The 12769-nt window shown below is 62.8% G+C and carries 15 protein-coding genes; 13 read left to right on the forward strand and 2 right to left on the reverse strand.

The genetic code is table 11. The features are described 5' to 3' along the window. Positions 1-14 precede the first annotated feature (14 nt). Positions 15-1016, forward strand: a complete 1002-nt coding sequence (locus OKW39_RS17405; protein WP_429563112.1) for a S49 family peptidase — start codon at positions 15-17, stop codon at positions 1014-1016. 110 nt (positions 1017-1126) lie between these two features. Here the strand turns inward: OKW39_RS17405 and OKW39_RS17410 are convergent, their stop codons facing one another. Further along, positions 1127-1846 carry an SAM-dependent methyltransferase gene (locus tag OKW39_RS17410; RefSeq protein WP_429335080.1) on the reverse strand — a complete coding sequence of 240 codons (720 nt, stop codon included), beginning with the start codon at positions 1844-1846 and terminating at the stop codon, positions 1127-1129. After that, entirely contained in the window at positions 1843-2460 is a 618-nt protein-coding gene (locus tag OKW39_RS17415; protein ID WP_429335079.1) for a Maf-like protein, read from the reverse strand. Before OKW39_RS17415 ends, OKW39_RS17410 begins: the two co-directional genes overlap by 4 nt. 317 nt (positions 2461-2777) lie before the next feature. On the opposite strand from OKW39_RS17415, the gene OKW39_RS17420 reads away from it, so the two are divergent. The 12 genes from OKW39_RS17420 (at position 2778) to OKW39_RS17475 (ending at position 12732) form a co-directional block, all read left to right on the forward strand. Then, on the forward strand, positions 2778-3434 hold the full coding sequence (locus OKW39_RS17420) for a DUF177 domain-containing protein (RefSeq protein WP_429563113.1): 657 nt from the start codon (positions 2778-2780) through the stop codon (positions 3432-3434). Positions 3435-3536: 102 nt separating this feature from the next. Beyond that, positions 3537-3716, forward strand: a complete 180-nt coding sequence (gene rpmF / locus OKW39_RS17425) for a 50S ribosomal protein L32 (RefSeq protein WP_027198353.1) — start codon at positions 3537-3539, stop codon at positions 3714-3716. Positions 3717-3839: 123 nt separating this feature from the next. Then, complete coding sequence (gene plsX, locus OKW39_RS17430) at positions 3840-4946, forward strand: phosphate acyltransferase PlsX (RefSeq protein ID WP_090801179.1); 1107 nt, start codon at positions 3840-3842, stop codon at positions 4944-4946. After that, complete coding sequence (locus tag OKW39_RS17435) at positions 4946-5935, forward strand: beta-ketoacyl-ACP synthase III (RefSeq protein ID WP_184028002.1); 990 nt, start codon at positions 4946-4948, stop codon at positions 5933-5935. Before plsX ends, OKW39_RS17435 begins: the two co-directional genes overlap by 1 nt. A 118-nt stretch (positions 5936-6053) precedes the next feature. Then, positions 6054-6989, forward strand: a complete 936-nt coding sequence (fabD, locus tag OKW39_RS17440) for an ACP S-malonyltransferase (protein ID WP_429335077.1) — start codon at positions 6054-6056, stop codon at positions 6987-6989. A 114-nt stretch (positions 6990-7103) separates the two neighbouring features. Continuing rightward, positions 7104-7853: a 3-oxoacyl-ACP reductase FabG gene (fabG, locus tag OKW39_RS17445; RefSeq protein WP_090801174.1), complete on the forward strand. Its 750-nt coding sequence runs from the start codon at positions 7104-7106 to the stop codon at positions 7851-7853. A 152-nt stretch (positions 7854-8005) separates the two neighbouring features. Next, positions 8006-8245, forward strand: coding sequence for an acyl carrier protein (acpP, locus tag OKW39_RS17450; protein ID WP_004197638.1), 240 nt, complete (start codon positions 8006-8008; stop codon positions 8243-8245). A gap of 256 nt (positions 8246-8501) precedes the next feature. Continuing rightward, entirely contained in the window at positions 8502-9758 is a 1257-nt protein-coding gene (fabF, locus tag OKW39_RS17455; protein ID WP_090801172.1) for a beta-ketoacyl-ACP synthase II, read from the forward strand. Positions 9759-9880: 122 nt separating this feature from the next. Then, entirely contained in the window at positions 9881-10273 is a 393-nt protein-coding gene (locus OKW39_RS17460) for a hypothetical protein (protein WP_429563114.1), read from the forward strand. Between the two features lie 106 nt (positions 10274-10379). Continuing rightward, entirely contained in the window at positions 10380-10979 is a 600-nt protein-coding gene (rpoE, locus tag OKW39_RS17465) for an RNA polymerase sigma factor RpoE (protein ID WP_006051939.1), read from the forward strand. Positions 10980-11072: 93 nt separating this feature from the next. Continuing rightward, positions 11073-11687 (forward strand): sigma-E factor negative regulatory protein, encoded by a 615-nt coding sequence (locus tag OKW39_RS17470; RefSeq protein ID WP_429563115.1) that lies wholly within the window; start codon positions 11073-11075, stop codon positions 11685-11687. Positions 11688-11691: 4 nt separating this feature from the next. Then, a complete protein-coding gene (locus OKW39_RS17475) occupies positions 11692-12732 on the forward strand; it encodes a MucB/RseB C-terminal domain-containing protein (protein ID WP_429563116.1) in 1041 nt (346 codons plus the stop codon). Positions 12733-12769 lie beyond the last annotated feature (37 nt).

Below are 12769 nucleotides of genomic sequence, written 5' to 3' on the forward strand. Positions count from 1 at the left end.
TTTCCACTGTCCGCATGTCCGACAACTTGACCCCCGAAAAAGACCCTGCCTCGGGAGGCGGCTCCCGTGCACCCGCCGACCAGCCCGGCTGGGAAAGGGCCGCGCTCGAGCGCATCGCGCTGGCCGCGATCAACGAGCAACGCGCCTCGCGACGTTGGCGGATTTTCTTCCGCTTCCTGTTCCTCGTAGTGCTCGCACTGGCGGTATGGGGTGCGCTGAACTTCTCGGGCGAGCGGGTCGCCACGACTGGCCGTCATACGGCAATGGTTTCGCTTGATGGCGAGATCGCGACCGATACGAGTGCGAACGCCCAAGATATCAACAGTGCACTCGATTCCGCGTTTGAGGATTCCGATACAGCCGGCGTGATTCTTTATTGCAACAGCCCGGGCGGCAGTCCAGTGCAAGCGGGCATTATCAACAGCGAAATTCGGCGATTGCGCGGCAAATATCCGTCTATTCCGCTGTATGTCGTGGTCGGCGACATGTGCGCGTCCGGCGGCTACTACGCGGCCGCGGCGGCGGAGAAGATCTATGTCGACAAGGCGAGTATCGTCGGTTCGATCGGCGTGCTGATGGACGGCTTTGGTTTCACCGGCCTGATGGACAAGTTGGGGATTCAGCGCCGACTGCACACATCGGGTGAGAACAAAGGCTTTTTTGATCCGTTTTCGCCCGAAACGCCGAAGATGGACGAACATGCGCAGGTTATGCTCGATCAGATCCACGCGCAGTTCATCGACGCGGTGCGTCAAGGGCGCGGCAAGCGTCTGCATGAGACATCGGACATGTTCTCGGGTCTATTCTGGACGGGGCAGAAGAGCGTCGAACTTGGACTCGCGGACGGTTTTGGCGATGCAGATTACGTCGCGCGTGAGATCTTCAAGGCGCCGGATATCGTCGATTACACGGTGAAAGAGAGCATTGCGGATCGCGTTGCCCGCAAATTCGGCGCGGCCATCGGCGCCGGCGCGGTTCGGGCGATGGCGCTCGGCGCGAAAATGAATCTGCGTTGAATCCACAGTTTTAAAAAGACGCCCGCGCGGTCGGTTTTGGCCGATCGCGCGGACTTTGCGTTGTGAGTTTCGGGCCTGGTCGCCCTCGGTTGCCTGGCCGGTGTCTACGTTCAGGCCGCCAGAATCAGAAAAATCGCCGGCCGCTTATGCAGGTCGATCTCCGCCTTCTTTTTCCAGTCGGCGACGCTCCGGCTTGCGATCAGTTCGCTCGGCAGCGTCAGATCGACCGCCACGCAGACCAGCGTCGACGGCGCGCAGGTCGCGAGCAAGGTATCGAGCAGCGCGCGATTCCGGTACGGCGTTTCAATGAAGATCTGCGTTTGCTTGCTCTTGCGCGACTGCTGCTCGAGATCGCGCAGACGTTTGGCGCGCTCGGTGGCGTCGACGGGCAGGTAGCCGTGAAACGCGAAGCTTTGGCCGTTCAGCCCCGATGCCATCAGCGCGAGCAGAATCGAACTCGGCCCGACCAGCGGCACGACCTTTACGCCGCGCTCGTGCGCGCGTCGCACCAGCAGCGCGCCCGGGTCCGCGACTGCCGGGCAGCCAGCCTCCGAGACGAGGCCCGCATCGGTGCCCGACAGCAGCGGCGCGAGCAGCTTGTCGATTTCGCCGGCCGGCGTATTGACGTTCAGTTCGCGAATCTCGATTTCTTGAATCGGCCGATCGGGGCCGACTTTCTTCAGGAACGCGCGCGTGGTTTTGGCGTTTTCGCCAATGTAATAGTGCAGCAACGCCGCGCGGGCGCGTACGGGCGCGGGCAGTACCAGATCGAGCGCGCTTGCGTCGCCTTCGCCGAGCGTGTTGGGAATGAGATAGAGCGTACCGGTCATCGGGCCCCCAAAAGCGGGTAGTTGGCCGCGAGCAGCATGTGCGACAGCGCGATAAGCGGCAGGCCGACGAGCGCGGTCGGGTCGTCGGAATGGATGGCCTCCAGCAGCGCGATGCCAAGCCCTTCGGATTTGGCGCTGCCGGCCACGTCGTACGGTGTTTCAGCGTGCAGGTAGGCGTCGAGCGCCGCGTCCGGCAGATCGCGAAAGCGCACGCGGGTGATCACGTCGATCGTTTGCGCGCTGTCCGTCGCGCTGTCGAACAGACACAGCGCGCTGTGGAACAACACGTCGCGGCCGCGCATCGCCTGCAATTGCGCGAGCGCCCTGTCGTGCGTGCCGGGTTTGCCGATCTGCAGGCCGTCGTAGGTGGCGACCTGGTCGGAGCCGATCACGAACGCGTGTTCGTCGGCGGCGAGGCCTTGGGCGACCGCACGCGCTTTGGCTTCGGCGAGGCGCAGCGCAGTGGCTTCGGGCGTTTCGGCGGCGAGCGGGGTTTCGTCGATCGCAGGCACGACGACGTCGAACGGCACGCGCAGGCGTTCGAGCAACTCGCGGCGATACCGCGAACTCGACGCCAGAATCAGGCGTGGCGGGCGTTTGGAGGATTCAGGCATAGTTTGCGGGCAACGGGAGCGGCGGGTCGTACGGGGTCGCGCGAGGCTCCCGTACGTACGGGCTTAAGTGTTTGACTCGAAAAGACAAAACGGATATGATTTCGGGCTTTTCACGGTATGCTTGCACTTGAAGGGTCTCGGCGCGTTCAGCGGCTTTCGGCACTTTCGGCAGTCGGAAGGTTGAAGAAAGCCCGGCAGGGTGAACGCAACGGCCGCGGGCCCCACTGGCTGCCCCGCACACCGGATTATCGTCGCGGCGGATCTGATCATCCTTCGCGAATCACCCCGGCAACATGCTTGCCGACGCAGGAGCGCACATGACTCAACATCCTGGCAAACCTGCAGGTCTGTCCGACCCGCATGAACTCGATCTGTTCGAATTTGCGCGGAGCGGGCGTCAGGCCGCGGGTGTCGTGCGCGTCTCGCAACTGCCGCGCATGTTAAACGAAGTCCCGGCGGAAGCGCCAGATCGCGACACCGCATTCACATGGCAGGCCGAAGGGACGATGCAGCCGGAGTTGCAGGACGATGGCACCGAAGGTTCCCAGCCTTATCTGCGGCTGGCGATTCACGGTGCCGCGTGGCTCGAATGCCAGCGGTGCTTGACGGCGTATTCGCAGGCGTTCAACGTCGATGCAACTTACCGGATCGTCAATACGGAGGCGGAAGCCGAAGAGTTTCCGCTGGACGAGGATGAAGTCGAGGTGGTCGTCGGCTCGCGCCAGTTCGATCTCATCGACTTGATCGAAGAAGAGTTGCTGCTTTCCTTGCCGCTCGTGCCCAAACACGAGGTCTGTCCCGAAGTGCACGAGAGCCTTGTCTCGGGCACGGACGGTAGCGAAGGCGAGGGCGACGAAGCCGCGAAGGAAGAAGCTGGCGATGCCAGCAAGCCGGACCAGTCCAGCGAGCGGCGCAATCCGTTCGCGGCGCTCGAAAGTCTGAAACGCGACGAACCGGGCGGCAAGAAGCGCTAAACAGTTGCAGGGGGCGCGATGCGGGCGCATTGGCCATTCGGCCAGTGGTTAAGTCCGTGTCGGGCTGTGTTAGAATTCGGAAAATTTTTTGGAGTTTTAGTCATGGCAGTTCAACAAAACAAGAAGTCGCCGTCGAAGCGCGGCATGCACCGTTCGCACGATTTCCTGACGGCAGCGCCGATGGCCGTCGAGCCGAGCACGGGCGAAGTGCATCTACGTCACCACATTAGCCCGAACGGCTACTATCGCGGCAAGAAAGTCGTCAAGACGAAGAACGACTAATCGTTGACTGCGATGCGCCCTGTGGCGTTTCGTGTAGCGATCGGCTCGCTTGACATTTTCCCGGTTCGGCAAAAAGGCGGCATTCAACTGCCGCTTTTTTGTGTCTGAAATTCGTCGCACTCCATGACAGTAAAGCTCACGATAGATTGCATGGGAGGCGACCACGGCCCGTCCGTGACCGTTCCCGCTGCCGTCAACTTCGTTCGTTCGCATCCCGACGCGCAATTGCTGCTCGTCGGCATTGAAAGTGCGATTCGTGCGCAGCTGAAGAAGCTCAAGGCTCAGGATCTGCCGGCGCTGACCGTCGTACCTGCTACCGAGGTCGTCGCGATGGACGACCCGGTCGAGGTCGCGCTGCGCAAGAAAAAAGATTCGTCGATGCGCGTGGCGCTGAACCGCGTCAAGGAAGGCGAGGCGCAAGCCTGCATTTCCGCCGGCAATACCGGCGCGTTGATGGCGGTCTCGCGCTATGTGCTGAAAACGCTGTCGGGCATCGAACGCCCGGCCATCGCGTTTGCACTGCCTAATCCCACCGGCTATACGATGATGCTCGACCTGGGCGCCAACGTCGACTGCGAGCCGCAGCATCTGCTGCAGTTCGCCGAGATGGGGCACGCGCTCGTGTCCGCGCTCGAAGGAAAGGAGCGGCCCACCATCGGCCTGCTCAACATCGGCGAAGAAGTCATCAAGGGCAACGACATCATCAAGCGCGCCGGCGAACTGCTGCGTGCGAGTACACTCAACTTTCATGGCAATGTCGAAGGCGACGACATCTACAAGGGCACCGTCGACGTGATCGTCTGCGATGGCTTTGTCGGCAATGTCGCGCTGAAGACGTCGGAAGGTCTCGCGCAGATGCTGTCCAACATCATCAAGGAAGAGTTCGGCCGTTCGTGGCTGACCAAGGTGATGGCGGTGCTCGCGCTGCCGGTATTGATGCGCTTCAAGAAACGCGTCGATCATCGGCAATATAACGGCGCCGCGCTGCTCGGCTTGCGCGGTCTCGTGATCAAAAGCCACGGTTCAGCCGATGCCTACGCGTTTGAGTGGGCTATCAAACGCGGGTATGATGCCGTCAAAAACGGCGTGCTGGAGCGCCTTGCGCGAGCGATGGAAGAGAACGCGAGTTCTCTCGAACAGGCGGCGCGCGACGCAAGCGGTGCGGGTCACGCAAGCCCGATCGCAGGCCAGCCGGCCGAGCCCTACGCTGCGCAATCCTCGAAGGCATAATGGCTCAATCCACAATCTACTCCCGCGTGCTGGGCACCGGCAGCTGTCTGCCGCCCAACCGCGTCACCAATCAGGATCTGGCTGAGCGTCTCGCCAGGCAAGGCGTTGAAACGAGCGACGAATGGATCGTCGCGCGCACGGGCATCCATGCGCGTCACTTCGCCGAGCCGGACGTCACGACCAGCGACCTCGCGTTGATCGCCTCGCAGCGAGCGATCGAAGCGGCGGACATCGATCCGCAGTCCATCGACCTGATCGTCGTCGCCACCTCCACGCCGGACTTCGTGTTCCCGAGCACCGCCTGCCTGCTGCAGAACAAGCTCAGGATCAAGAATCACGGTGCCGCGTTCGACATACAGGCGGTCTGCTCCGGCTTCGCCTATGCGGTGGCGACGGTGGACGCCCTGATTCGCAGCGGCCAGCATCGCACGGCGCTCGTGGTCGGCGCGGAAACTTTCTCGCGCATTCTCGATTTCAACGACCGCACCACCTGCGTGCTGTTCGGCGACGGCGCCGGCGCAGTGATCCTGCAGGCGTCCGACGCACCGGGCGTGCTTTCGAGCGCGCTGCACGCGGACGGCAGCCATTCGAACATTCTGTGCACGCCGGGCAACGTGAATGGCGGCGTGGTCGCCGGCAGCGCCTTCCTGCACATGGACGGTCAGGCGGTGTTCAAGCTTGCCGTCAACGTGCTCGAGAAGGTCGCGATCGAAGCATTGGAAAAAGCCGATCTGAAGCCCGAGCAGATCGACTGGCTGATTCCGCATCAGGCCAACATCCGCATCATGCAAAGCACCTGCCGCAAGCTCGGCCTGCCGCAGGAGCGCATGGTCGTCACGGTGGGCGAGCACGGCAATACGTCGGCGGCGTCCATTCCGCTTGCACTCGACGTCGCGGTGCGCGACGGCCGCATCAAGCGCGGCCATAACGTGCTGATCGAAGGCGTCGGCGGCGGCTTCACGTGGGGCGCGTCGGTCATCCGCTACTGAGCGGGACGACGCATTCCGGGGCGTCGCTGGCGGCGCCCGTGCGGCCGGAATAACACCGCGCGCCATCTGGCAGCCGTGGCCGGCCGCCACATCCGATTAAACAGATTTTGGGGACGATATGAAATTCGCGTTCGTTTTTCCTGGGCAGGGTTCGCAGGCGGTCGGCATGCTCAACGCATTCGCCGATTACGCGATCGTGCGTGAGACGGTTCAGGAAGCCTCCGACGCACTCAACCAGGACCTCGGCAAGCTGATCGCCGAAGGCCCCGCCGAAGATCTCAATCTCACCACCAATACCCAGCCGGTCATGCTGACCGCGGCCTACGCTATCTATCGCGCGTGGCAGCAGGCGGGCGGCCCGGCGCCGGCGCTCGTCGCCGGCCATAGCCTTGGCGAATACACGGCGCTCGTCGCGGCCGGCGCGCTTGCGTTCCGCGACGCGGTGCCGCTCGTGCGTTTCCGTGCGCAGGCGATGCAAACCGCGGTACCGGTGGGCGAAGGCGGCATGGCCGCGATTCTCGGCCTCGACGACGACACGGTGCGCGCGGTCTGCGCGGAAGCGTCGGCGGCGGGCGTCGTCGAAGCGGTCAATTTCAATGCGCCGGCGCAAGTCGTGATCGCGGGCCACAAAGCCGCGGTCGAGAAAGCCTGCGAAGTCGCGAAGGCGAAGGGCGCGAAGCGCGCGCTACCGCTGCCGGTGTCGGCGCCGTTCCACTCGTCGCTGCTCAAGCCGGCGTCGGACCAATTGCGCGAATACCTCGCGAGCATCGACGTGCAGGTGCCGTCGATTCCCGTCATCAACAACGTCGACGTCGCCGTGGTCAACGAGCCGGCCAAAATCAAGGACGCGCTCGTGCGCCAGGCGGCTGGTGCGGTGCGCTGGGTCGAATGCGTACAGGCAATGGCAGCGCAGGGCGTCACGCACGTGATCGAATGCGGCCCGGGCAAGGTCCTTGCGGGTTTGACGAGGCGCATCGACGGCGATCTCGTCGGCGCGTCGGTGTTCGATCCGGCGTCGCTCGAAGAAACGCTGAAGCTCGTGACGGCAGACTGAGCGCGCATTCGCGAACGGGTATCGACAGAGCAATGCCGCGCTGGCGCGGCATTGCTCGACAGACGAATCAACAAGAATCAATGAGCCCTATTTGAAGGGCATCCGGACTGACAGATGGAAAAGACTCTCGACAAGCAGATCGCAATCGTGACGGGCGCATCGCGCGGCATCGGCCGTGCGATCGCGATGGAACTCGCGCGTCAGGGCGCGACGGTGATCGGCACCGCGACGAGCGAAAGCGGCGCGACAGCGATCACCGAAGCGTTCAAGGCGGCGGGCGTGAACGGCCGCGGCGCGGTGCTCGACGTCAACGACGCGGCCGCGGCCGAAGCGCTGATCGACGGCACCGTCAAGGAATTCGGCGCGCTGAACGTGCTGGTGAACAACGCCGGCATCACGCAGGATCAACTGGCGATGCGCATGAAGGACGACGACTGGGACGCCGTGGTCGACACCAACCTGAAGTCGGTGTTCCGTCTGTCGCGTGCGGTGCTGCGCCCGATGATGAAAGCGAAGGGCGGTCGGATCATCAATATCACGTCGGTGGTCGGCTCGGCCGGCAACCCGGGGCAGATCAACTACGCGGCCGCGAAGGCGGGCGTCGCGGGCATGACGCGCGCACTCGCGCGCGAGATCGGCAGCCGCGGCATCACGGTCAATTGCGTGGCACCTGGTTTCATCGATACCGACATGACGAAGGCGCTGCCCGAAGAGCAGCAGACCGCGCTGAAAACGCAGATTCCGCTCGGCCGTCTAGGCAGCCCGGAAGACATCGCGCACGCGGTCGCGTTCCTCGCGTCGCCGCAAGCGGGCTACATCACCGGCACGACGCTGCACGTGAACGGCGGCATGTATATGCAGTAACCAATTTCGGTTACTATCCGCGCCTTGATGCGTTTGCGGAAAGCACGAGGCGCATGCGTTGACAGGAACCCGATGCGCCGCTTTTTTGCCGGGTCAAACCTGATAAAATGCGCGCACCTGTATTTTTGAACTTCTTTTCCCTTGGAGGGGTAATGGACAATATCGAACAGCGCGTCAAGAAGATCGTCGCGGAACAACTGGGCGTTGCGGAAGCGGAAATCAAGAACGAAGCGTCGTTCGTGAACGATCTCGGCGCCGACTCGCTCGACACCGTTGAACTCGTGATGGCCCTCGAAGACGAATTCGGCATGGAAATTCCAGATGAAGAAGCCGAGAAGATCACCACCGTTCAGCAAGCGATCGACTACGCTCGCGCAAACGTCAAGGCCTAAGGTCATTCGCGCCTGCGTTTCTGCACGGGCCGCGCATGACGCCCTGCCGTGCCGCTTGCCGGCGCCAGCAGGGTCGACGCTATCGGGCGTGTCCATTGGCACACCATACGTCGCGCCGCTTGCCACGCAGGAGCCAGCGATGTTGACAGCGCAACTTTCCGCGCGATTGCCGACTTAAACAGCCACAGGGCACACAGGGCGATTCCTGTGGCCGCTGTGGCTTTTGCTTTTTGTCATCTATGAAAAAGGGGTTACCGTGAGCCGCCGTCGTGTTGTTGTTACAGGCCTGGGGCTGATTTCGCCTGTTGGCAATAATGTTGCCGATGGCTGGGCCAATCTGGTCGCCGGCAAGTCTGGGATTGCCAATATCACGAAGTTCGATGCGTCGAACTTCTCGACTCGTTTCGCCGGCGAGGTGAAGGGCTTCAATATCGAGGACTACATCCCCGGTAAGGAAGCGCGCCACATGGATACGTTCATCCATTACGGCGTGGCTGCGGGCATCCAGGCGATGCGGGACAGCGGCCTCGAAGTCACCGAGGAGAATTCGGAGCGCATTGGCGTGGTGGTCGGTTCGGGCATCGGCGGTCTGCCGATGATCGAAATCACCCAAACCGAATTGCTCAATCGCGGCCCGCGTCGCATTTCGCCATTCTTCGTGCCGGCTTCGATCATCAACATGATCTCCGGCCACCTGTCGATCAAGTTCGGCATCAAGGGTCCGAATCTGTCGATCGTTACCGCGTGTACGACCGGTCTGCACTGCATCGGCGAGGCTTCGCGCCTGATCGAATATGGCGACGCCGACGTGATGATCGCGGGCGGCGCGGAATCGACCGTGTCGCCGCTCGGTATCGGCGGCTTTGCGGCGGCGCGCGCGCTGTCGCAACGCAATGACGATCCGGCTACCGCGAGCCGTCCGTGGGACATGGACCGCGACGGCTTCGTGCTGGGCGAAGGCGCCGGCGTAATGGTGCTCGAAGAATACGAGCACGCGAAGGCGCGTGGCGCGAAGATCTACGCGGAAATCGGCGGCTACGGCATGAGCGGCGATGCGTATCACATGACGGCGCCGCTCGAAGACGGTGACGGCGCACGCCGCTGCATGCTCGCAGCGCTGAAGAACGCGGGCATCAACGGCGATCAGGTGAGCTACCTGAACGCGCACGGCACGTCCACGCCACTCGGCGATCTGGCGGAAACGACCGGCATCAAGCGGGCGTTCGGCGACCACGCGAAGAACATGGTCGTCAACTCGACCAAGTCGATGACGGGTCACCTGCTGGGCGGCGCTGGCGGTCTGGAGTCGGTGTTCACGGTGCTCGCCGTGCATCACCAGGTGTCGCCTCCGACCATCAATATTTTCAACCAGGACCCGGCCTGTGATCTCGATTACTGCGCGAACACCGCGCGGGAAATGAAGATCGACGTCGCGCTGAAGAACTCGTTCGGGTTCGGCGGCACGAACGGCACGCTGGTGTTCAAGCGCGCCGGATCGCCTGATCTCGGGTGACGCGTCGGTTCACGACGCCGGCTTCGCCGGCGCTTTCCCCCGCACCGGCAACGTTGGGTAGGGCAGCGCAGCGGATCGCGCTGCGTCGCTCTATCGCAATGCGTGCCGCGGTGGGAGCGTTCGTGCTGATTGCGACGTTAGCCGTTTATTCCTGTCTCGCGCCGCGAATGGGCGCTTGGCAGGCCGCTCCGTTGACGCTCGCCGTCGCAGCACTGCTCACGCTCTGCGCGGCGAGGCATGACGCGGCGCAGGCCATCGCGCTGCATGTCGCGATGGGCGAGATTTCCGCCTGGAACCACGCGGGTGAGTTGCTCGCGCGGGGCCGCATGGTCGGTTGCGCGCAGTGGAGCGGCCGTTTGCTGGTGCTTGAGCTCGATCCCGAGGGTGGTCGCAGGCGCGGCCTCATGCGCGCACCGTCGGGTCGCAGGCGCTCCCTGCTGCTCGCCGCGGACGCGCTGCCGTCCACTGTTTTCCGCGAACTTTCCGTGCTGGGCCGGCGTGCGGCCGGCGCCTGACTGTAACGACTGTAACCGCTGTTACCGTAGTAACGTGCCCTCACCAGGGGGACGCTACAATGGTCCCCCGCCGTGCGCCCTATAGTTAAGTTAACGGATTTATCAGGTGAGCGAAAAAGAAATTGATCAGGTGCTGGTCGAGCGCGTCCAGAAGGGCGACAAGGCCGCGTTCGAGCTTCTGGTCTCCAAATACCACCGCAAGATTCTCCGGCTGATCTCGCGTCTCGTGCGGGACCCCGCCGAAGTCGAAGACGTCGCGCAAGACGCTTTTATCAAGGCGTATCGCGCGTTGCCGCAGTTTCGCGGCGAGTCGGCGTTTTATACGTGGTTGTACCGGATTGCGGTCAATACCGCGAAGAACTACCTTGCAACCCAGGGCCGGCGCGCGCCGACCTCAACCGAAGCGGATGCTGAAGAAGCTGAAACTTTCTCCGATGCCGACCAACTAAGGGATATCAACACGCCTGAGTCGATGTTGATGAGCAAGCAGATCGCTGAGACGGTCAATGCTGCGATGGCGGTTTTACCGGAAGAATTGCGCACCGCCATTACTCTCCGAGAAATTGAGGGTTTGAGCTACGAGGAAATCGCCGAGATGATGGGTTGCCCGATTGGCACGGTCAGATCACGAATTTTCCGCGCTCGCGAAGCCATTGCGGCAAAATTGCGACCGTTGCTTGACACCCCCGAAGGCAAGCGTTGGTAGACGTTTTCGAACGTCCGGCTGGCTTGGCGGGGCAGCGGTGCAATATCTGGATTAGTGGTGTCACTACGGGGTATTTGGAAGATGGGGAGCATCATGGGGTCGGTCTCGATGCAATCGCAAGCAGGCTCGCACGGCGAGCGTCTGTCCGCTTTCGTCGACGGTGAGTTGTTCGGCGAAGAGCATCTGAATCTGGACAAGTTTCTTGCGGAACTGGGCGGCGATGATCGCGCTGCCTGGTCGAGCTACCACCTGATCGGCGACGCGCTACGTTCCGACGATCTGGCAGTCGGCCCCGCACGGAGCAGTGCCTTTCTGAGCGGGTTTGCCGCGCGTCTTGAAAGCGAGCCGCATGTGCTGGCGCCCGCCGCCGCGTCTGCATCGGTCGCGCGCCGCCTGCTCGGGCTGCGCCGCAGAGTCGTGCCGGCTCTTGCCGTCGCTGCCGCGGCCGCTACGCTGACCTGGATCGTCGTGCCGCAGCTGCAGGGCGTGCCGGGTGGTCCGGGTGCCCAGCTCGCTTCGCTCCAATCGCACGGCGACGCGGTGCAGCGTGTCGCCATGGCCTCGGTGCCCGCGCAAGACTCCAACATCATTCGCGACGCGAGCCTCGATCAGTACCTCGAAGCTCATCAGCAATTCGCGCAACAACCGGCGATGGCAGGCTCGATGCCGCTGATTCGCGCTGCCTCAGTCTCCACGCGGGGCCAATAGTTTGATGCAGACTCCGCGGTTCAATAAAACGACTATCTGGGGGCGGTTGCCAGCATTTCTGTTCTGCGCAGCCGTGTTGTTGTCCGCTACACCGCGGGTCTTCGCACAAGACGATCCTGCCGTCGCCCGTCGCGCGGCCGCGGAACTGCTCGATCGCATCCATCAGGCCGCCCAGCAGCAGAACTACGAGGGCGCGTTCGTCTATCAGCGCGGCAGTTTCGTGCAGACGTCGCGCATCGCACATTACTCCACGCGTACGGACGGCGAGTTCGAGCAGCTCGAAAGCCTCGACGGCAAGCCGCGCAAAATGCTGCGTCACAACGACGACATGTACACGTTCTTGCCGGAGCGGCGTATCGTGGTCTTCGAAAAACGGCAGAACAAGGACTCATTCCCTGCGCTGCTGTCGGTGAACGGCGAGCAGGTGCTGTCCGTCTACGAGCCGAAGATGCTTGACGACGACCGCGTCGCGGGCGTCGACAGCCTCGTGATGGAACTCGATCCGAAAGACGCGTACCGCTTCGCGTACAAGCTGTGGGCAGACAAAAAGACCGGTCTGCTGTTGCGCGCGCAGACGCTCGACCCGAGCGGTCAGGTGCTCGAGCAGTTGTCGTTTTCGCAGGTCCGCATCGGCGTGCCGGTCGACAAGACGGGCATCGTCAACGGCATCCGCAATCTCACGGGCTGGACGGTAGTGCGTCCGCCAGTCGAGCCGGTCGACATGGCCGCGCAGGGTTGGCGAATCATGCCGTCGGTACCGGGCTTCCATATGATCCGCCAGTTGCGTCGTCCGATGGCGTCGCGCGAGGCGGGGCAGCCTCCGATCCCGGTCGACCAGGCCGTGTTTTCCGACGGCCTCGCAGCGATTTCGGTGTTCGTCGAGCCCGTCGAGAAAAATACGCGTAAGGAAGGCACGGGCGATAGCGGCGCGACGCACGTACTGGTCAAGCGTCAGGGCGACTTCTGGATTACCCTGCTCGGTGAAGTGCCTCAAACCACATTGCAGCAGTTCGCGTCTGCCATAGAATACAAAGCTCCGAAGTAACCCTTCCGAATCCTGAAATCCCTCGGCTTGCTACGAT

Source organism: Paraburkholderia sp. MM6662-R1 (genome assembly GCF_050436245.1).
Lineage (GTDB): Bacteria > Pseudomonadota > Gammaproteobacteria > Burkholderiales > Burkholderiaceae > Paraburkholderia > Paraburkholderia tuberum.